This window comes from Curvibacter delicatus NBRC 14919 (genome assembly GCF_001592265.1).
In the GTDB taxonomy this organism is placed as follows: domain Bacteria; phylum Pseudomonadota; class Gammaproteobacteria; order Burkholderiales; family Burkholderiaceae_C; genus Hylemonella; species Hylemonella delicata.
In genome coordinates this window covers 15,283-34,107 of the sequence record NZ_BCWP01000023.1, presented here as the reverse complement: position 1 = coordinate 34,107, position 18,825 = coordinate 15,283, and the positions used below count along the sequence as shown (strand labels likewise).

The 18,825-nt window shown below is 64.0% G+C and carries 17 protein-coding genes; 5 read left to right on the top strand and 12 right to left on the bottom strand.

Going from position 1 to position 18,825, the window contains the following annotated elements; all coding sequences use genetic code 11:
* Positions 1 to 11: 11 nt before the first annotated feature.
* From rsfS to CDE01S_RS11755, 6 genes are all read right to left on the bottom strand, one after another.
* Positions 12 to 692 (bottom strand): ribosome silencing factor, encoded by a 681-nt coding sequence (gene rsfS, locus CDE01S_RS11780; protein WP_066707521.1) that lies wholly within the window; start codon positions 690 to 692, stop codon positions 12 to 14.
* Complete coding sequence (gene nadD / locus CDE01S_RS11775) at positions 692 to 1,306, bottom strand: nicotinate-nucleotide adenylyltransferase (RefSeq protein WP_439648675.1); 615 nt, start codon at positions 1,304 to 1,306, stop codon at positions 692 to 694. The genes rsfS and nadD overlap by 1 nt, the downstream gene beginning before the upstream one ends.
* The gene (gene hemF / locus CDE01S_RS11770; protein WP_066707519.1) at positions 1,297 to 2,220 is read right to left on the bottom strand and encodes an oxygen-dependent coproporphyrinogen oxidase; all 924 of its coding nucleotides are present in this window, start codon (positions 2,218 to 2,220) and stop codon (positions 1,297 to 1,299) included. Before hemF ends, nadD begins: the two co-directional genes overlap by 10 nt.
* Before the next feature lie 2 nt (positions 2,221 to 2,222).
* Positions 2,223 to 2,870: a 1-acyl-sn-glycerol-3-phosphate acyltransferase gene (locus CDE01S_RS11765; protein ID WP_066707517.1), complete on the bottom strand. Its 648-nt coding sequence runs from the start codon at positions 2,868 to 2,870 to the stop codon at positions 2,223 to 2,225.
* Positions 2,870 to 4,150 carry a phosphoribosylamine--glycine ligase gene (purD, locus tag CDE01S_RS11760; RefSeq protein WP_066707515.1) on the bottom strand — a complete coding sequence of 427 codons (1,281 nt, stop codon included), beginning with the start codon at positions 4,148 to 4,150 and terminating at the stop codon, positions 2,870 to 2,872. The genes CDE01S_RS11765 and purD overlap by 1 nt, the downstream gene beginning before the upstream one ends.
* A gap of 155 nt (positions 4,151 to 4,305) precedes the next feature.
* Positions 4,306 to 5,025, bottom strand: coding sequence for a YebC/PmpR family DNA-binding transcriptional regulator (locus CDE01S_RS11755; RefSeq protein ID WP_066707512.1), 720 nt, complete (start codon positions 5,023 to 5,025; stop codon positions 4,306 to 4,308).
* Positions 5,026 to 5,084: 59 nt separating this feature from the next.
* Between CDE01S_RS11755 and CDE01S_RS11750 the strand changes: the two genes are divergently transcribed.
* Positions 5,085 to 6,587, top strand: a complete 1,503-nt coding sequence (locus CDE01S_RS11750; RefSeq protein WP_066707508.1) for a helicase HerA-like domain-containing protein — start codon at positions 5,085 to 5,087, stop codon at positions 6,585 to 6,587.
* A 42-nt stretch (positions 6,588 to 6,629) separates the two neighbouring features.
* Here the strand turns inward: CDE01S_RS11750 and CDE01S_RS11745 are convergent, their stop codons facing one another.
* A complete protein-coding gene (locus CDE01S_RS11745; RefSeq protein ID WP_066707504.1) occupies positions 6,630 to 7,406 on the bottom strand; it encodes a 3-hydroxybutyrate dehydrogenase in 777 nt (258 codons plus the stop codon).
* 81 nt (positions 7,407 to 7,487) lie between these two features.
* On the opposite strand from CDE01S_RS11745, the gene CDE01S_RS11740 reads away from it, so the two are divergent.
* Together CDE01S_RS11740 and CDE01S_RS11735 are read left to right on the top strand one after the other, a co-directional pair.
* A complete protein-coding gene (locus CDE01S_RS11740) occupies positions 7,488 to 8,390 on the top strand; it encodes an alpha/beta fold hydrolase (protein ID WP_066707501.1) in 903 nt (300 codons plus the stop codon).
* Positions 8,391 to 8,397: 7 nt separating this feature from the next.
* Positions 8,398 to 10,626, top strand: a complete 2,229-nt coding sequence (locus CDE01S_RS11735; RefSeq protein WP_066707499.1) for a RelA/SpoT family protein — start codon at positions 8,398 to 8,400, stop codon at positions 10,624 to 10,626.
* A 50-nt stretch (positions 10,627 to 10,676) separates the two neighbouring features.
* Here CDE01S_RS11735 and CDE01S_RS11730 read toward each other — a convergent pair whose 3' ends face one another.
* Together CDE01S_RS11730 and CDE01S_RS11725 are read right to left on the bottom strand one after the other, a co-directional pair.
* Entirely contained in the window at positions 10,677 to 11,384 is a 708-nt protein-coding gene (locus CDE01S_RS11730; protein WP_066707497.1) for an SIMPL domain-containing protein, read from the bottom strand.
* A gap of 48 nt (positions 11,385 to 11,432) precedes the next feature.
* Positions 11,433 to 11,717 carry a hypothetical protein gene (locus CDE01S_RS11725; RefSeq protein WP_066707495.1) on the bottom strand — a complete coding sequence of 95 codons (285 nt, stop codon included), beginning with the start codon at positions 11,715 to 11,717 and terminating at the stop codon, positions 11,433 to 11,435.
* 175 nt (positions 11,718 to 11,892) lie between these two features.
* Here CDE01S_RS11725 and ompR point away from each other — a divergent pair, with 175 nt between their 5' ends.
* A complete protein-coding gene (gene ompR, locus CDE01S_RS11720) occupies positions 11,893 to 12,627 on the top strand; it encodes an osmolarity response regulator transcription factor OmpR (RefSeq protein WP_066707493.1) in 735 nt (244 codons plus the stop codon).
* Between the two features lie 86 nt (positions 12,628 to 12,713).
* On the top strand, positions 12,714 to 14,069 hold the full coding sequence (locus CDE01S_RS11715; RefSeq protein WP_084382862.1) for a sensor histidine kinase family protein: 1,356 nt from the start codon (positions 12,714 to 12,716) through the stop codon (positions 14,067 to 14,069).
* Positions 14,070 to 14,100: 31 nt separating this feature from the next.
* On the opposite strand, the gene ispF is transcribed toward CDE01S_RS11715, so the two are convergent.
* From ispF to CDE01S_RS11700, 3 genes are read right to left on the bottom strand one after another with little or no spacing between them, the layout of a single operon-like run.
* Positions 14,101 to 14,577, bottom strand: a complete 477-nt coding sequence (gene ispF / locus CDE01S_RS11710) for a 2-C-methyl-D-erythritol 2,4-cyclodiphosphate synthase (RefSeq protein ID WP_066707487.1) — start codon at positions 14,575 to 14,577, stop codon at positions 14,101 to 14,103.
* A complete protein-coding gene (ispD, locus tag CDE01S_RS11705; protein WP_066707484.1) occupies positions 14,574 to 15,308 on the bottom strand; it encodes a 2-C-methyl-D-erythritol 4-phosphate cytidylyltransferase in 735 nt (244 codons plus the stop codon). Before ispD ends, ispF begins: the two co-directional genes overlap by 4 nt.
* Positions 15,309 to 15,359: 51 nt before the next feature.
* Positions 15,360 to 18,821 (bottom strand): MASE3 domain-containing protein, encoded by a 3,462-nt coding sequence (locus CDE01S_RS11700; protein ID WP_066707481.1) that lies wholly within the window; start codon positions 18,819 to 18,821, stop codon positions 15,360 to 15,362.
* Positions 18,822 to 18,825: the final 4 nt, after the last annotated feature.

The window sequence follows — 18,825 nt, the reverse complement described above, 5'->3', positions numbered from 1 at the left end:
TCTATCTGGCCTCAGGCCTTGCGGACTGCCGTCTTCTTCGCCGCAGGCTTGGTGCCAGAGGGTTGGCTACTTTTCTTGGCCGGTGCCTTGGTCGCCACCTTGGCGGCGCCAGCAGATTTGCTGGCAACCGTCTTCTTGGCGGGTGTTTTTGCAGCCGTCTTGGCAGCAGCTTTCTTGGCGGCGGCCTTCTTTTCCTGCGCCTTGGACGGGAAAACCTCGCTCACGCCCTTCTTGGCCGCGCTCGAGCGCTTGAGGGTGGCCGGCTTGGCCTCCGCGCTGGTTTTGGCCGCCGTTTTGGCTGGTGCCTTGACCGCCGGCTTGTCAGCGCCGAACTTCAGCCGCACCGGCTTGTCACCCCACAGATCTTCCAGATGGTAGTACTGGCGGATATTGGGTTGCATGATGTGCACCACGGCCTGGCCGCAATCCACGATGATCCACTCGCCGTTGTCTTCCCCCTCCATGCGGGGCTTGGCAAAACCCGCGTCGCGGACCGCATCGCGCACGCTGGCGGCCAGCGCCTTCGTCTGGCGGTTGGACGTACCGGAGGCAATCATCACGCGCTCGAACAGCGGTGACAGGTGCTCGGTGTTGAACACCTGGATGTCCTGGGCCTTCACGTCCTCCAGTCCATCAACGATGGCTCGCTGGAGTTTCTGAATGTCTTTTTTGGCAGCGGTTTCGGTAGTCATCAAGAGGTCGTGTAAAGGTGATGGTGTTCAATATAGCGCGCAACGGACTCGCAAACCAGAGGGGCAATGCCCTGTTGGCTCGCCACTCGGGTACGGATGCCTGTGGCGCTGATGTCCATGGCGGGCATGTGCAGCTTGCGAAAGCGCGCCGCCATCTCGGGCGGGGGTACAAATCGGGTCTCTTGGCCCGTCAATCCATCGCGATCAGCTACACAAATTATAGCAAGACGGACGATCTCCTGCCAGTCGCGCCAGCTGGGCAGCACATCGGCCTGGTCTTTGCCCATCACCAGGAACAATTCCGCCTCCGGTTGCTCGGCATGTAGCTCCCGCAAGGTATCGAGTGTGTAGGACGGCCCGGCACGCCGGATCTCGCGATCATCCAGCACCAGCCCGGGCAACCCGGCAAAGGTCAGCTGCGCCATCGCCAGGCGATGCTGTGCCGGCGTGAGCTGCCGGCTTTTGTGCCAGGCGTGCCCGGTCGGCAGCACCCGCAACTCGTCAAGTGCAAGTTGTGACAGCGCCACCTCAGCCAAGGCCCGGTGTGCCAGATGCGGCGGGTCAAACGCGCCACCAAAGACACCTAGTCGTTTCGAGGGCGCGTTCAAACCCAGTCCCACCGCGGTAGGAACTTCGTGTACAGCGCCGCTTCCGGCGAACCCGGCTCCGGCTGCTGCTGGTAGGCCCAGCTCACCAGCGGCGGCATGGACAGCAGGATGGACTCGGTACGTCCACCCGACTGCAGGCCAAAGTGCGTGCCGCGGTCCCACACCAGGTTGAACTCGACGTAACGACCGCGCCGGTAGAGCTGGAAGGCACGCTCACGTTCACCGTAGGGCAGCTGCTGCCGGCGCTCCACGATCGGCAGGTAAGCCCCCAGGAAGGCGTCACCCACGGCCTGCGTCATGGCAAAACTGCCGTCGAAGCCAAGCTCGGAGAAATCGTCGAAGAACACGCCACCGATGCCGCGTTGCTCGTTGCGGTGCTTGAGAAAGAAGTAGTCGTCGCACCAAGCCTTGAAGCGCGGGTACTTGTCGTCGCCAAAGGGCTTGAGCGCATCGCGGCACACCGTGTGGAAATGCACCGCATCTTCCTCGAAACCGTAGTACGGCGTCAGGTCCATGCCGCCGCCGAACCAGCAGACCTCCTGCCCGTCTTTGCCCTTGGCCGCCAGCATGCGCACGTTCATGTGCACCGTGGGCACATAAGGGTTGCGCGGGTGGAACACCAGCGAGACGCCCATGGCCTCGAAGGGCGCACCAGCCAGCTCCGGCCGGTGCTGAGTGGCCGACGGCGGCAGCTTCGGCCCCTGCACATGCGAAAAGCCGCAACCGGCGCGCTCGAACACCCGGCCACCCTCCATGATCTTGGTCAGGCCGCTGCCCTGCAGCGGCTCGCCCGGCGCCTTCTCCCAGGCATCGGCCAGAAAAGTGCTGCCATCGACCGCGGAGATGGCGTCGGTGATGCGCTGCTGCAGACCTTGCAGGTAGTCGCGCACGGTGCTGACATGGGATGTGTTTGCGTTCATGGTTATTTCACGATGGTTTCAGTGCGCGGCACCGAGGTGTCCAGCAGACGGATCGGCGCCGCATTGCCTGGCCTACAGCCGACGGCGCCGTCCAGGGCGGCGGCAATGCGCGAAAAATCGGCCGCCTCGTCGCCACTGAGAATCAGGAACGCCTGCACCGTCACTTCGCGTCGAGGATAGTTGACCTTCACCAGGCCCAGTGGCACCCCGGCCTGCACCGCGGTACGGTAGAAGCCGCTGCGCCAACCCGGGATGTGCTTGCGGGTACCCTCCGGGGCCAGCGCCAGCCAGAAATACTCACCCTGCGCACGCGCAGCCTGCATGCGGGACGCCGTATCGCCCACCACGCCCTTGGACGACGTGCGTTCCACCGGAATCCCGCCAAGCCAACGCAGCCAGCGGCCGAACAGCGGGATGCGGAACAGGCTGTCCTTGCCCCAGAAGTGCACCGGGATGCCCACCGCCCACTTCACGATCACCAGCACCACAAAATCCCAGTTGCTGGTGTGCGGGTAGACCGCCAGCACACCCTGCAGGCCCGGCAAGCCGTCGAAATGGACCGTCCAGCCCATGCGGCGCAGCAGCCAGCGCGCCACAGCGCTGCCGGCAAACTGCACCGGGAACGGGCGGGGAAAGTCGCCGTGGGACATCAGCCCTTGATGGCGCGGTAGCCGATGTCGCCGCGGTACTGCATGCCGTCGAAGTGGATGCCCTTGATCACCTCGTAGGCCCGTTGCTGCGCCTGCTTCACGCTGTCGGCCAGGGCCGTGACGCACAGCACGCGGCCACCGGAGGTGAGCACCTGGCCGTCCTTCATGGTCGTGCCGGCATGGAACACCATGGCGTCGTCCGCATCCGCCGGCAAGCCGGTGATGGCATCACCCTTGCGCGGGTTCATCGGGTAGCCATACGCGGCCATCACCACACCCAACGCAACGCGGCGGTCCCACTCCAGCTCGATCTGGTCCAGCCTGCCATCGGTGGCGGCCTGCATCACATCCACCAGATCGCTCTTCAAGCGCATCATGATGGGCTGGGTCTCCGGGTCACCCATGCGGCAGTTGAACTCCAGCGTCTTCGGTGCACCCGAGGCATCGATCATCAGGCCGGCGTAGAGGAAACCGGTGTAGGGGATGCCGTCTTTTTCCATACCCTTGATGGTGGGCAGGATGATCTCGCGCATGGCGCGCGCATGCACCTCGGGCGTGACCACCGGTGCCGGCGAATAGGCGCCCATGCCACCGGTATTGGGGCCCTGGTCGGCATCCAGCAGGCGTTTGTGGTCCTGGCTGGTGGCCAGTGCCGTGACGTTCTTGCCGTCGCACAGCACGATGAAGCTGGCTTCCTCGCCCTGCAGGAATTCCTCGATCACCACACGTGCACCGCCCTCGTTGTGGCTGACACCGAGTTTGTTGTCCAGCAGCATGAAGTCAATCGCCTCGTGCGCCTCGGCCAGGCTCATGGCCACCACCACGCCCTTGCCGGCCGCCAGGCCGTCGGCCTTGACCACGATAGGAGCGCCCATCTTCTCCACATAGGCATGGGCGGCCACTGGGTCGGTGAATGTGTCGTACGCGGCCGTCGGAATCGCATGGCGCTTCATGAAGGCCTTGGAAAAGGCCTTGGAACTCTCCAACTGGGCTGCGGCCTGGGTCGGACCGAAGACGCGTAGCCCATGGGCACGGAACTCGTCCACCACGCCAGCGGCCAGCGGTGCCTCCGGCCCCACCACCGCGAGGCCGATCTTCTCGGCCAAAGCCCAAGCCCGCAGTTCCTTCACATCCGTGATGGGCACGTTCTGCAGGCGCGCATCACGCGCCGTACCCCCGTTGCCAGGCGCCACATAGACCACCTGCACCTTGGGAGACTGGGCCAGTTTCCAAGCCAGCGCGTGTTCCCGGCCGCCGCCACCAATCACGAGTACTTTCATATCAATCCTTATTTCGCCTTCGCACTGAATCTACGCGTGCAAACATGACAAGCCCAAGGGACACCGCGGAACCGGCTTCGCCGGGCCGCTGGTGCCCGCCCCCTGCAAGGGGGGTGGCGAAGCGACACGCAGTGCGCGCAGCCTGGGGGTGAGCCTTACAGCCCTGCGTTGTGGTAGACCTCTTGCACATCGTCCAGGTCTTCCAGCGCGTCCAGCAGTTTTTGCATCTTGGCCGCATCATCGCCGCCAAGTTCAATCGTGTTCTCCGGCCGCATGGTGACTTCCGCCACCTCGGGCTTGAGGCCGGCAGCTTCCAGCGCGTTCTTCACGGCTTCGAAGTCACCCGGCGACGTCAGCACCTCGATGGCGCCGTCCTCATCCGTGACCACGTCCTCGGCGCCAGCCTCCAGCGCCACCTCCATCACCTTGTCTTCAGAAGTACCCGGCGCAAAGATCATCTGGCCGCAATGCTTGAACTGGAAAGCCACCGAACCCTCGGTCCCCATGTTGCCGCCGTGCTTGCTGAAGGCGTGGCGCACCTCGGCCACGGTACGCACCCGGTTGTCGGTCATGGTGTCGACGATGATGGCCGCGCCACCGATGCCGTAGCCTTCGTAGCGGATTTCCTCGTAGGTCACGCCTTCAAGGTTGCCGGTGGCCTTGTCGACGTTGCGCTTGATGTTATCGGCCGGCATGTTGGCTGCCTTGGCCTTGTCAATCGCCAGACGCAGGCGCGGGTTCGCATTCGGATCGCCGCCGCCCTGGCGTGCCGCCACCATGATTTCGCGGATGATGCGGGTCCAGATCTTGCCGCGCTTCTCGTCCTGGCGGCCTTTACGGTGCTGAATATTGGCCCATTTACTGTGTCCAGCCATGGGGATTCCTTAAAAGTTCGTTACGCTATGGGGAGTGAATTGTACTTTTTGGGAATGCCATGGCTGATCCGATCCTGATTGCCCAGCACAACGACACACAGTGCTTCATCCGGCCCGACAAGGCCAATCGCCACGGCCTGATCACCGGGGCCACCGGCACCGGCAAGAGCATCACGCTGCAAACGCTGGCCGAAGGTTTCTCGCGCATCGGCGTCCCGGTCTTCATGGCCGATGTGAAAGGCGACCTCACCGGCATCTCGCAGGCCGGCGTTATCGGCGAAAAACTGGCCAAAGTCCTCACGGAACGTGCGCTGGCCGCTCCTGAATCGATAGCATGCCCGACCACCCTGTGGGACGTTTTCGGCGAACAGGGCCATCCGGTGCGCGCCACGGTGAGCGACCTCGGCCCTCTGCTGCTGGGCCGCATGCTCAACCTGAACGAGACGCAGGAAGGCGTGCTGCAGCTGGTGTTCAAAATCGCCGACGACCAGGGCCTGCTGCTGCTCGACATGAAGGACCTGCGCGCCATGTGTCAGCACGTGGGTGACAACGCCTCGCAATTCACCACCCAGTACGGCAACATCAGTGCCGCCAGCATTGGCGCCATCCAGCGCGGCCTGCTGCAGATCGAGGCCCAGGGCGGCGACAAGTTCTTCGGCGAGCCCATGCTCAACATCGCCGATTTCATGCAGACCGATGGCCAAGGCCGGGGTGTCGTCAACATCCTGGCGGCCGACAAACTGATGAACGCGCCACGCCTGTACGCCACCTTCCTGCTCTGGCTGCTGAGCGAGCTGTTCGAGCACCTGCCCGAAGTCGGTGATCTGGACAAGCCGAAGCTGGTGTTCTTCTTTGACGAGGCCCACCTGCTCTTCAACGACGCCCCCAAGGCCCTGCTGGAACGCATCGAACTGGTGGTGCGGCTGGTGCGCAGCAAGGGCGTGGGGGTTTATTTCGTCACCCAGAACCCGCTCGACATCCCCGACAGCGTGCTGGGCCAGCTCGGCAACCGCGTGCAGCACGCCCTGCGTGCCTTCACGCCACGCGACCAGAAGGCCGTTAAGTCCGCGGCCGAAACCATGCGGCAGAACCCCAAGCTCGACATCGCCACCGCCATCACGGAGCTGGCCGTGGGCGAGGCGCTGGTGAGTTTCCTGGACGACAAAGGCCGCCCCGGCATCACCGAACGCGTGTATGTGCTGCCGCCGGGCAGCCAGATCGGCCCCATCACACCGGAACAGCGCAAGGCCCTGATCGCCAACTCGGTGGTGGCCGGTGTTTATGAAAAAACGGTGGACCGCGAGTCGGCTTTCGAATTGCTGTCGGGCCGCACACAAACGCGCATGGGCAAAGGCCAGGCCGAAACACCCGCACATGAATCCACTGGTGGCGGCCTGCTCGACACCTTGGGCGGCCTGCTCGGCGGTGGCGCCAAACGGACACGCGCCAGTGCTGGAGAGCAGTTGATCAAGAGTGCCGCCAGCTCCATCGGCCGGGAGGTCGGGCGACAGATCATCCGCGGGGTTCTGGGCAGTATCCTGGGTGGCTCAAAGCGGAAGTAGCTCCGCCACCGGCAGGCACCCCGGCATCTGCCCACTCAGCGCTTACTGGGCGGCCCAGCCCCCGTCCATATTCCACGCCACCCCACGCACATTGTTGGCCGCCGGCGAGCAGAAGAACACGGCCAGTTCGCCCAGTTCATCGGGGGTGGTGAACTGCAGCGAAGGCTCTTTCTCGCCCAGCAGCAATTTCTTGGCTTCGTCGTTGGACAGCCCCAGCGCCGCAGCCTTGGCATCCACCTGTTTTTGCACCAGCGGCGTCAACACCCAACCCGGGCAAATGGCATTGCAGGTCACACCGCTGGTCGCGTTTTCCAGCGCAGTCACTTTGGTCAGCCCGACGATGCCGTGTTTGGCCGCCACATAGGCCGATTTTTCGGCTGAGGCCACCAGACCGTGCACCGAGGCCACGTTGATGATGCGTCCCCAGTTGGCGGCACGCATCGCCGGCAATGCCAGGCGCGAGGTGTGGAAGGCGCTGGTGAGATTGATCGCCAGGATGGCGTCCCAGCGCTCGGGGGGGAAGTCCTCGACGCGCGCCACGTACTGGATACCCGCGTTGTTCACCAGCACATCCACCCGGTGACGGCCGAACTGGCCGGCGGCGAACGTCATCATGTCCTCGATGTCGGTCGGCTTGCTCATGTCGGCCCCGTGGTAGGCCACTTTGACACCGAGCGCAGCGATCTCGGCCTTCGGGCCTTCGACATCGCCAAAGCCATTGAGCACGATGTCAGCGCCTTGGCGTGCCAGCGCCTTGGCAATGCCAAGGCCGATGCCGCTGGTGGAGCCGGTCACGAGGGCGGTTTTGCCTTTGAGCATGGTGTTTCTCCGATCAGGGGTGCGATTGATGAATTAGGATCACGGTACTGCTGTCATTATCTTCAGCCACAAGATTTCACCATGCCCGAGCCTACGCTGAACTACGTATCCTGCCCTGATGCCCATGGCGGCCATCGCATGGCGTACTGGCAGTGGGGCAAACCCCAGGCCGGCCATGTGGTGATGTGCGTACACGGTCTGGCGCGCCAGGGCCGCGACTTCGATGTGCTGGCGCAGGCCCTGTGCGCCCGCGGCAGGGACGATGTGCGCGTGGTCTGCCCCGACGTGGTGGGGCGCGGCCGCAGCGACTGGCTCAAGGACCCGATGGGTTACCAGTTGCCGGCCTATGCCGCCGACATGCTGGTGCTGCTCCAGCAATTGCAGCCGGCCACGCTCGATTGGGTCGGCACCAGCATGGGCGGATTGATCGGTCTGGGACTGAGCGGCCAACCCGAGCTGCCGTTGCCGGCGCCAATCCGGCGCCTGGTGCTCAACGATGTCGGTCCGGTGGTCCAGTGGCAGGCGCTGCAGCGCATCGGCAGCTACCTGGGACAACCGGTTCGCTTCCAGTCGCTGGAACAGGCGGCCGACGCCCTGTGGGTCATCTCGTCGAGCTTCGGGCCGCACACACGTGAACAGTGGCTGGCCCTGACGCGTCCCATGATCAAACCGGCCACGGATGCCGCGGGCGGCTTCGTGCTGCACTACGACCCGGCCATTGCCCTGCCCTTCAAGGCCTTGACGCAAGAAGCCGCCACTCAGGGCGAAGCCGTGCTGTGGCGCCTGTATGACGCCATCCGCGCCAGGACGCTGCTCATCCGCGGCGCCCAGTCCGACCTGCTGTCGACTGAAACCGCGGCCGCCATGACGCAGCGCGGACCGAAAGCCCGGTTGGTGGAATTTGCCGGCGTCGGGCACGCCCCGACCCTGATCGCCCCGGATCAGGTCCAGGTGGTCAGCGACTTCCTGTTCGCTGAAGCATGAGCCCTCCATGAAAAGCCACGCAGCCGAATACCAAGGGGCAGAGCCGCTGCCGCAAGTCATTGCCGCCACGGCAAACAGCCTGCCGGAGCAGGACCACGCGCTCACGCGGGCACGGGCTTTTGCCGAACCGCTGCTGGCCGGCGAGACCCTGGACACCGGCGAAAACATGCTGGCCCACGCCGATGCGGTCGCAGCCATCCTCAAATCCATCGGCGGCTCGGAAGCCATGCAGGCCGCCAGCTACCTGGTTTATGCCTGCGCCCACCTGAACAAGCCACAGGAAGTCATTGCCAAGGCCTTCGGCGACAGCTTTGCCGAACTGGCGGTCGAAACGACCAAACTGGTGCAGGTGCAGCGCCAGGCGCGTGCCGCCCAGGTCGCAGCGGCCCGCTCGGGCACACCGGTGCCCATGGCGCAGACGACAGCGATGCAGACCGAGAACGTGCGCAAGATGCTGCTGGCCTTCTCGCGCGACCTGCGCGTGGTCATGCTGCGCCTGGCCTCGCGCCTGCAGACCTTGCGCCATTTCGCCGTCACCAAACTGCCGGTGCCGCCGGCATTGGCCGCCGAATCGCTGCAGGTGTTCGCCCCGTTGGCCAACCGGCTGGGCATCTGGGAGATCAAATGGGAGATGGAAGACCTGTCCTTCCGTTTCCTGGAGCCCGACACCTACCGGCAAGTGGCGCGGCTGCTTGACGAGAAACGCATCGAACGCGAGGCCTACGTCGAGCATCTGCGCAGCCGTCTGGAGTCGGAACTGCGTGCCCAGGGCATCCAGGCCCGCGTGCAGGGCCGGCCCAAGCACATCTACAGCATCGTCAAGAAGATGCGCGGCAAGGCGCTCAATTTTGACCAGGTCTATGACGTGCGGGCGCTGCGCATCGTGGTGAACACCATCCCCGACTGCTACGCTGCCCTGAGCTGGGTGCACAGCCAGTTCACGCCTGTCACCGAGGAATTCGACGACTACATTGCCAAACCCAAGCCCAACGGCTACCAGTCCCTGCACACCATCGTGCGCGATGCCGAGGGCCGGCCGATCGAGATCCAGATCCGGACCCAGGCCATGCATGAGCATTCGGAGCATGGCGTGGCAGCCCACTGGGCCTACAAGGAAGCAGGCTCCAAAGGTTATGCCGGCGTCTCGGCCAACAGTTCCTACGATGCCAAGATTGCCGTGCTGCGCCAGCTGCTGGCCTGGGAGCGTGACCTGTCGGGACCGCAGCAGGGCCAGGGCTTTTTCGACGACCGCATCTATGTGCTGACGCCCGATGCGGCGATTGTCGAATTGCCGCAAGGGGCAACACCGATCGACTTCGCCTACAGCGTCCACACCAACCTGGGCCACCGTTGCCGCGGTGCCCGCGTCGATGGCGCCATGGTGCCGCTCAGCACGCCCCTGAAAAACGGCCAGACGGTGGAGATCACGGCAGCCAAGGAAGGCGGCCCTTCACGTGACTGGCTCAACCCCGAACTCGGCTTCCTGGTCAGCCCGCGCGCCCGGGCCAAGGTACGGGCCTGGTTCAATGCACTGGCCGTGCACGAAACCGTGGCGCGCGGCCGGGATGCCGTGAAAAAACTGCTGCAGCGCGAAGGCAAGACCGCGATCAAGCTGGAGGATCTGGCCTCCCAGCTCGGCTTCGGTTCGGCGGATGCCCTGTTTGAAGTGGTCGGCAAGGATGAGTTTTCGCTGCGCAACATCGAGATCCTGCTGCGCCCTCCGGCACCACCGGCCACGCAGGACGAACAGCCACATCTCAAGAAGTCCAAGAGCGACGGCACTTCGCGCGGCGGCGTCCTGGTGGTGGGTGTCGACTCGCTGCTCACCCAGCTTGCCAAATGCTGCAAGCCGGCGCCGCCGGACGAGATTCGCGGCTTTGTCACGCGCGGCAAGGGCGTCAGCGTGCACCGGGCAGACTGCGCCAATCTGCGCGAAATGGCGGCCCGCAACGCGGAGCGGGTGATCGACGTCGAGTGGGGTGTTTCCAAGGCCGGCGAGCTGCCGCTGTACCCGGTGGACGTCTCGGTGGAAGCGCTGGACCGCCAAGGCCTGCTGCGCGATGTGCTGGAGGTCTTTGCGAAGGAAAAACTCAACGTCATTGGTGCCCAGACCCAGACCGTCAAAGGCATTGCCTGGATGACGTTGACGGTGGAAGTCGCCGATTCCAGCCGGCTGACCAAGGTCTTGGGCAGCGTGGCGGGTTTGAGTGGCGTGCGGTCAGCCCGCCGGCGTTGAACCCGAACGCTTGACCCGTCGCCAGCCGCCTGGAATTCCCGGCGGCCGCTTCACTTCAACTGCACCGCACCACTCACGGTCACTTGCACGGTAGCTTTGCCGGCTTCCACCGGTAACGCCGCGTCCATCGAGGCATTGCTGGCCGCCATGGCCAGAAAACGCGGACGCGGCTGGTTCGGTTCGCTGCTGCTGACATTGACCTCCCGCAGGGAATAACCCGCGAAACCAAACGCCTTGGCAATATCGGTCGCCCGCAGTTTGAAGCGTTCAATCGCCTGCGCCTGCACCTGCGACTCCACCGCCGCCTGCTGCTCCCGGCTCAGGCCGAACGCTGCGCTGGCCACGGTCAGGGTCTGGATGCGGCCCGCTGCGGCACTGATGCGGGCGAAGTCGCGCCCTTCCAGCAAAAGCTCTGCCGAGCCCTGCCAGCCGTTGATGTGGCCGTCCCGGCCGCGACGCGGCGTGAGGGTGAAATTTCCCGTGCGTACCTGCAGTGCGCCCGGCTGAGCGCTTGAACGCGCCTCGGTCAGGGCGGCATCCAACGCTGTCTTCAGCTGGGCCTGCACCGCTTGGGCATCGGTGCCATCGCGGCTGGTGCTCATGGCCAGCGCCAACCAGTCGTGCGGCACCTCGAGCGCCGCCGAGGCCGACAGTTGCACCACGTTCTGGGGCGGCGGTACGACGCTGGGCTGGGCGAAACTGACCGTTGCCAAGGTCAACAGAATGCATGACGCGTAGATTTTCACAATGGGTTTCATGTGGTCTCCAAATTCATCAACGTTGCCATAAGGCCATGGCCGCAGCCGTCACGGCTGCGGCCGGCCTGCATCCCGCTGCTGCTGTTGACGCAGCTGCTCGCGCAAGGCCTGACGCTCCTGCGGCGACAACTGCCTGCCGCCTTGCACTGGAGCCGGGTGCATCGGCTCACCCGAATGGCGCTGGGATTGCAGGGTTTGGCGCAATTCGGTCCGCCGCTGCTCGCGCAGTGTCTGAGGGTCGGTCACGCCCTCCCCCTGGACGTTCTCGCCCGGCTGCGCCATTGCACAACTGCTGAACAACAGGAGGTAGCTCAGGTAACGCTGGATCTTCATGGTTTGCAATGTAAGACTCTTTGGGGCTCTGGTTCAGTCCACACAGGCATTGTTCCAAGCGTGGTCGGCCCCGGCCCCGCATATTTGTAACAGACTGTCAAAGTCAGCCCTCCATCGCACGAAATCTCGGTTTGGGCCTGCAAAATCGGGCTTGTTACAAATTCGCCGAGAGATCATGGCCACTTCAAGCACCAGCCGTACCGACAAAATCCTGGTCGTGGATGACGATGCCCGCATCCGCGACCTGCTGCGCCGCTACCTGACCCAGGAAGGGTTTGAGGTCTTCCAGGCCGAAGACGGCAAGGCGCTCACCCGCATTCTGCTGCGCGAAACGGTGGACCTGATCGTGCTCGACCTCATGATGCCGGGCGAAGATGGCCTGTCGATCTGCCGCCGTCTGCGTGCTGCCAACGACAAGACGCCCATCATCATGCTGACCGCCAAGGTCGAGGATGTGGACCGCATTGTGGGGCTGGAGGTCGGCGCCGACGACTACCTCGGCAAGCCCTTCAACCCGCGCGAGTTGCTCGCCCGCATCAATGCCGTGCTGCGCCGCCGGCCGACACAGGAGGCCCCGGGCGCCCCCTCGAGCGACAACGAAGTGGTGAACTTCGGCCCCTTCAACTTCGATCTGGGTGCCCGCACGCTGCGCAAGGAAGGCGAGGAACTGCCGCTGACCACGGGCGAATTCGCCATGCTCAAGGCGCTGGTGCGCCACCCTCGTCAACCCATGTCGCGCGAGAAACTGGCCCAGCTGGCGCGTGGCCGCGAGTTCGAACCGTTTGACCGCAGCTTGGACGTGCAGGTCTCGCGCCTGCGCAAACTGATCGAGGTCGATCCTGCCTCGCCGCGTTATATCCAGACCGTCTGGGGCGTGGGTTACGTTTTCGTTCCGGACGGTGCGGGTTGAAGCTTCCCTTTGCCAAAGCCAAGGGGGGGGCCTCCGCAGACGTTGACCTCAGCAGCCCGACGCCGCTGGAGGCCAGCGAACCCGACATGGCCGATCTGGAGCGCCAGCGTCGTGGCCTGAGCCTGTTCTGGCGCACCTTTTTCCTGCTCGCCGTGTTGTTGCTGGGCAGCATCGTGGCCTGGCTGCAGACGTTGCGCACCCTGGAGATCGAGCCCCGCGCCATCCAGACCGCGCAGCAGATCGCCTCGCTGGTCAATCTCAGTCGTGCCGCGCTGGTCCACTCGGACGCCATTGCCCGGGTCTCGCTGCTCAAGACCATGAGCGACGAGGAAGGCGTGCACATCCTGCCGCGCGAACCTGGCGACACCTTCGCCCCGTTCGACGATGACAAGCTGGACCGGCGCATTGCGCTGGAACTCATGGCACGCCTGGGGCCCGGCACGGTGGTGGCCGACAGCGTCAACCAGCAACCCGGGCTCTGGGTCGGCTTCGTCATCGACGGCGACAACTACTGGATGCTGACCGACCGCGCCCGCTTCGATCGCACCGGCGGCAAGACCTGGCTGATCTGGCTGCTCACGGCTGCAGCCCTCTCGCTGGCCGGTGCCGCCTTGATCGCACGCCTGATCAACCGGCCGCTCAAAGAGCTGTCGTTTGCCGCCAGCCGCGTGCGCGAGGGTGACTTCGCCGCCAGCCGCCTGGATGAAAAGGTCGTCACCAGCGAAATCCGGCAGGTCAACATCGGCTTCAACCGCATGGCCCAGCGTCTGGCCAAGATCGAGCAGGACCGCGCGGTCATGCTGGCCGGCATTTCGCACGACCTTCGCACACCGCTGGCACGGCTGCGGCTGGAAACCGAAATGAGCGTCGGCGACAGCAATGCCCGTGCGCACATGGCAGCCGACATCGAACAGCTGGACGCCATCATCGACAAATTCCTGGACTACGCCCGCCCAGACCGTGTGCAGCTCAGCCCGGTCAGCCTCAATGAGGTGATCCGCAGCTGCATCTACGGTTTCAAGAACCGTAGCGACATGCGTGTCCGGCTCGACCTGGAAGACGGGCTCTGGGTGCTGGCCGACGATGTCGAGCTCGGCCGCGTGATTTCCAACCTGCTGGAAAATGCGCGCCGCTACGGCAAGACACCGGCCACCGGCGTGACCACGGTTGACATCGCAGCGCGCGCACGTGAACAGTCGGTGCTGCTCAAGGTACGCGACCATGGGCCGGGTGTCGACCCCGAACACCTGCCCAACCTGACCAAGCCCTTCTTCCGTGGCGATGCCGCCCGCACCGAGGCAACCGGCGCTGGCCTGGGCTTGTCCATCGTGGAAAAAACCATCCGCCGCATGGGCGGCAGGTTTGCGCTGGCCAACACCAGCTCGGGCGGCCTGGCAGCCCACATCAAACTGCCGCGCGCGCCCCAGTTCAAGCAAAAATAGGCTCTAGCCCTTATGGGATATGCGCCAACAGCTATCGAAAAAGGAGCGTTACGGCACGCGCCTCAATGCTTTGCCCCTGCCCCACCGGCCCGAGCTTCTCTGCCGTCTTGGCTTTGACGTTGACCTGCGTGGCATCCACGGCAAGCGCCGCGGCGATGCACTCGCGCATGGCGGCAATGTGCGGTGCCATCTTCGGAGCTTGCGCAATGATGGTGCTGTCCACATTGCCGATCTGCCAGCCTTGCTCGCGCACGCGCCGGGCAGCTTCGCGCAGCAGCGCCACCGAGTCGGCACCGCGGAACTGGGGGTCGGTGTCCGGGAAATGCTGGCCAATGTCACCTAAGCCGGCGGCCCCCAGCAGGGCATCGGTCATGGCATGCAGCAGCACGTCGGCGTCCGAGTGGCCCAAGAGGCCGAGGTGAAACGGAATCTCCACGCCACCGATGATGAGCTTGCGCCCCGCCACCAGGGCATGCACGTCCCAGCCCTCGCCCACACGAATATTCATCTTTTGCTCCTGTCGGTCGCCACACCGGCCGCGCGCCCGCGCAGCACTGCTTCGGCCAGCGCAAAGTCCTCCGGATAGGTCACCTTGAAATTCTGCGCACTGCCGGCCACCAGACGCGGCGCCAGACCCAGCGCTTCCACGGCGCTGGACTCATCGGTCACCTGATCACCCGCCTGCACCAAGGCCCGGCGCAACAGGCCGAGCGGGAACATCTGCGGCGTCTGCGCCAGCCACTTGTCGCTGCGATCAAGCGTGGCCGCCACGCGCCCATTGGCCTCGCGCTTGAGGGTGTCAGGCAACTTGTGGGCCAACAGCCCCCCGACCTCATCCTGTGCAAGGGCCGCCATGAGTCCTTCGATCTGCGCCGGCGTGATGAGGCAGCGTGCCGCATCGTGCACCAGCACCCAGTCAGCCTCCTGGGCCCCCAGTGCCAGCAGCGCATCCAGGCCGTTCAGGACGCTTTGCGCCCGCGTGGCACCGCCACACTTCGCAACCACAAAGGGAAGCCCCAGCGCATCCAGGAAACCATCACCGGGTGCCAGCACCACCAGCGTGCGGTGCAGGCCCGGCACGGCAGCAAAGGCCGCCAGCGTGTGCATGACCAGCGGCTGGCCGGCCAAAGGCCGGTACTGCTTGGGGCCATCGGCACCCGCCCGCGAACCGGTGCCGGCACACGGAATCAGGGCCCAGAAGCGCGGTGAAGGCGACGGTGATGAAGAAGAAGCGGTCATGCGAACTGCCGCCATTCTAAGACCCGGCCGCCCGGCCCCGGCGCTGATGCACTACTGCGGCAAGGTATAGCCCCTGTCGTGCAACAGGCGGGAAAATGCGTCAATCACATCCGGATCGTAGTGTGTGTTGCGCCCGCGCTCCAGCTCGTCAAGCGCTGCATCCAGTCCCCGGGCTGGCCGATAGGGACGATGGGAAGCAATGGATTCGATCACATCGGCCACCGCCAGCACCTTCGACTCCGGCAGGATGGCATCCCCCTTGAGGCCCTGAGGATAGCCGCTGCCGTCGAGACGCTCATGATGCTGACGGATGATGTCTGCCACCGGGAACGGAAACGGAATGTCTTTCAGGATCTCGTAGCCGATCTGGGCATGTTCGCGCACCAGCCGCATCTCCAGGTCGGTCAGACGCCCGGGCTTGGTCAGGATTTCAGCCGGCACGCTGATCTTGCCGATATCGTGCACCAGCCCCACCAGTTCCATCCGGGTGCAGCGCTCCTCGGGCCAGCCCATCTCGCGCCCGATGGCGCCGGCAATCAGGCCGACGCGCCGTTCATGGCCTGCGGTATACGGATCACGCTGGTCAATCATGTTGGAAACCGCTTGCAAGGTGCCGCGCATCGAGGCTTCCAACTGCTTCACATAGTCGGCCAGCTTCGCCTCCGCCTGCTGGCGCTCGGTGACGTCCTCCGCCATCACGATGGTGGCCGGCGCATCATCCCAGCGGATGCTGCTGGCATGCAGTGCCAACTCCCGGATCTCGCCGCTCTTGCACAGCAGCGGCACGTTGTAGTGCACGCTGTGCTCCCCTGCCGCCAGCCGGTCCCAGGCGTCGTGGATATGCCGGACGTTCTCTGGGTCGGCGGTGGTGAAGCGCCAGACCTCCTGGCCGAGCAAATGCTCGCGCGGCCAGCCCGTCATCTCGCAATAACGCGGGTTGACATAGACATAACGACCGTCGCGCCGCACATAGATGCCCAGCATGGTTTCTTCGATCATGGTGCGGAAGTGCTGTTCGCTCTCGCGCAGCGCCTGCTCGCTGTGCCTGATCTCTGTCAGGTCCTCCCAGGCGACGATCGCGTCATCACCCACCACCGTCATGGTGCCGACGGCAATACGCTCGCGGCCATCCTTGCCATACAGACTGAGTTCGGGTGAGCGAACCATGTTGCCGGACTTCCTGGCTTCCTCCACGGACTGGAGCCAGCTCTTCTGGAGGACCTCCCGAACCCCAGGATCGGTATAGGCCTGCGCGAACCAACGCTCCGATGTGGCGATGTCCTCCGGCGCATAACCCAACCACTCTCTGTGCGCGCGGTTGACAGCCCGCATAGCCCCAGTCGAGAGCGATTGAATCTGCATCGGCGTCGGCGAGGCTTCGAACACTTCACGGAAACGGAACTCTGACATCTCAGCGCGTTCCTCGGCCAAGCGCCGCCGCTCATTCTGCGCCATGCCATTCAGGGCAAACTCCAGGTCCTCTGCCATCTCGTGAAGCAGATTGAGTTGCGCCTGGTCAAAAGCGCCCGGCCCTTGCGCGTACAACCCGATGACACCGAACAGCTGCCCCTCGCGCATGATCGGCAGAATGGCCCTTTCGGTGACCGCATGCCGACGCAGGTAGTCATGCCACCGGGTGTGGGTGTCCAGTGTCTGCATGCCGATCGCGTACACCTTGCCCTTGCTGGTTTCTTCATCGAACGCCAAACCGAACGTGCTTTGCGGGTCGGCCAGGATGGCATGGAGTTCTTCCCGTGCAGCCTCGTCAATGCCATGGGCATGGACGATACGCAAAGGCATCTTCCCCGCATCGGACATGGCGACAAACAGCAGCGGAAACGTACTGTGCTGGATCAGCGTCTCAAACACGCGCGCCAGCAATTCGTCACTGCTGCGGCAACGCACGATGGCCCGGTTGGTGGCGCTGAGCATGTCATACAGATACGTCAGGCGCTTGACCTGCACACCCGCCTGAATCCGTTCGATCGCCTGTCCCACCCGCAGCGCCACGGTTCTCAGCAGTTCACGCTCCTCGGGAATGAAGGGATCGGCGTTCTGCACCAGTTCAGCCGAATAAAAGACGCTCAGAGAGCCAACGCTTCGCTGATTGACGTACAGCTCATGCACAAGGCTGAGCTTGGCCTGTTCAGCGCCTTGACTGCCAAACGTCCCCCAATCACTCACGAAGGCAGCCCTCGCGTGCGCAGGAAACAGGAATCCGGCCGGCAAGACATCCACCACCTGTGTCAGCAAACTGGGGACCTCGATATCCACTTTTTCCAGAATGTTGGAAATTGCATACTGGCAACGCAACTCCTTGACGCGCTCACCCAGGTCATGCACCAGCAACTCGCGTTCGGCCAGCAGCTGCTTTTCATCGGTGATGTCACGTACCACCTGGACATAGCTGCGCTCACGGTCCTCGACGATGAACGGAGCGATCTGGCATTCGACGATGCCCGCAGAGCCACCACGATCGATCTCGACCGAAAAGCGGGACTCTCCCCCCGCCAGACGGGCGCACACCGGACAATCACCGACCGGTACGGTCGGCGCATGGAAAATGGCATGCGAAGACAGGCCGATCAACTCTTCCGCCTTCATGCCAGCGTAAGCAGCTGCCGCCAGATTGGCCTGATGAATCAGGCCATCCTGGTGAATCACGATCGCCGGATCGGGGACCGCATCGTAGGTGCTGGCCGTGCGCGACAGCATGCTGAACGGCTCGCGCAGGGTGCTTTGCACCAGCGCCAGATAAACAAACCAGTAGGCAAAAATCTTGGCGACATGCCCCATCTCGTTCGACAGGCCATAGACATTGGCATAACGCGTGAAAGCAAACTCGGACAGGATCATGGCCACCAAGGCCACCAGCATGCTCCCGAACAGAATGGGAGACATCAGGCGCCTCTGCCTCCAATACAGAACGCCGGTCGCCGTCAGCATGGCGATGATCACGTACTCGGCATAAATCTTGAACGGCGTCAGTCCTTGGCCCTGGACAAAGGCGGTGGGGAAATACCCCGAGAAAATCCAGATGGTGACACCCAGTGCCGCCAACCCGTAACCAAGATGCAGGTAATCAATGCTCACGCGGCGGCTCAAAAACAGCGGAGAACTCAGCAGCCCCACGGCTTGGATGAAACGTGCGGCTATCCATAGCTGGGTGGCGACGTTGGCTTCATCCACCCTCAGAAGATCCATCCCCCTGTAGGACACGGCGTGGATCAGGTCCAGCGCAGCACACCAGCCGATGAGCACGGCCAGATAGACTGTGAAATGGTTGTGCGTAAAGCGGCGGGACGTCGTCGCAACCACCAGCGCCGTGAAGGCGATGACGATGGAGAACACCTCCGCCAGGGTATGGAACAGCAGGTAGTTCAACTGACCCGCCGCAACGCTGATGGCCGAGATGAGAATCGGGGGGACAAAAACCCTTGCCACAGTTGCCAAGGAAGGCATGCGCTCGGTCGAAAGGAAATCACCCTGATCGTCGATGTCTTGATGGCTCATATCA

Excerpts from the sequence above, each read along its gene's own strand:
- CDE01S_RS11745 (WP_066707504.1), bottom strand. The coding sequence starts at position 7,406 with ATGCTCAAAGGCAAAACCGCCCTCGTGACCGGCTCCACCAGCGGCATC.
- purD (WP_066707515.1), bottom strand. The coding sequence starts at position 4,150 with ATGAAAGTACTCGTGATTGGTGGCGGCGGCCGGGAACACGCGCTGGCT.
- CDE01S_RS11750 (WP_066707508.1), top strand. The coding sequence starts at position 5,085 with ATGGCTGATCCGATCCTGATTGCCCAGCACAACGACACACAGTGCTTC.
- CDE01S_RS11730 (WP_066707497.1), bottom strand. The coding sequence starts at position 11,384 with ATGAAACCCATTGTGAAAATCTACGCGTCATGCATTCTGTTGACCTTG.
- ispF (WP_066707487.1), bottom strand. The coding sequence starts at position 14,577 with ATGAATATTCGTGTGGGCGAGGGCTGGGACGTGCATGCCCTGGTGGCG.
- CDE01S_RS11740 (WP_066707501.1), top strand. The coding sequence starts at position 7,488 with ATGCCCGAGCCTACGCTGAACTACGTATCCTGCCCTGATGCCCATGGC.
- CDE01S_RS11700 (WP_066707481.1), bottom strand. The coding sequence starts at position 18,821 with ATGAGCCATCAAGACATCGACGATCAGGGTGATTTCCTTTCGACCGAG.
- CDE01S_RS11755 (WP_066707512.1), bottom strand. The coding sequence starts at position 5,025 with ATGGCTGGACACAGTAAATGGGCCAATATTCAGCACCGTAAAGGCCGC.
- rsfS (WP_066707521.1), bottom strand. The coding sequence starts at position 692 with ATGACTACCGAAACCGCTGCCAAAAAAGACATTCAGAAACTCCAGCGA.
- CDE01S_RS11715 (WP_084382862.1), top strand. The coding sequence starts at position 12,714 with ATGGCCGATCTGGAGCGCCAGCGTCGTGGCCTGAGCCTGTTCTGGCGC.
- ispD (WP_066707484.1), bottom strand. The coding sequence starts at position 15,308 with ATGACCGCTTCTTCTTCATCACCGTCGCCTTCACCGCGCTTCTGGGCC.
- CDE01S_RS11725 (WP_066707495.1), bottom strand. The coding sequence starts at position 11,717 with ATGAAGATCCAGCGTTACCTGAGCTACCTCCTGTTGTTCAGCAGTTGT.
- ompR (WP_066707493.1), top strand. The coding sequence starts at position 11,893 with ATGGCCACTTCAAGCACCAGCCGTACCGACAAAATCCTGGTCGTGGAT.
- CDE01S_RS11735 (WP_066707499.1), top strand. The coding sequence starts at position 8,398 with ATGAAAAGCCACGCAGCCGAATACCAAGGGGCAGAGCCGCTGCCGCAA.
- CDE01S_RS11765 (WP_066707517.1), bottom strand. The coding sequence starts at position 2,870 with ATGTCCCACGGCGACTTTCCCCGCCCGTTCCCGGTGCAGTTTGCCGGC.
- hemF (WP_066707519.1), bottom strand. The coding sequence starts at position 2,220 with ATGAACGCAAACACATCCCATGTCAGCACCGTGCGCGACTACCTGCAA.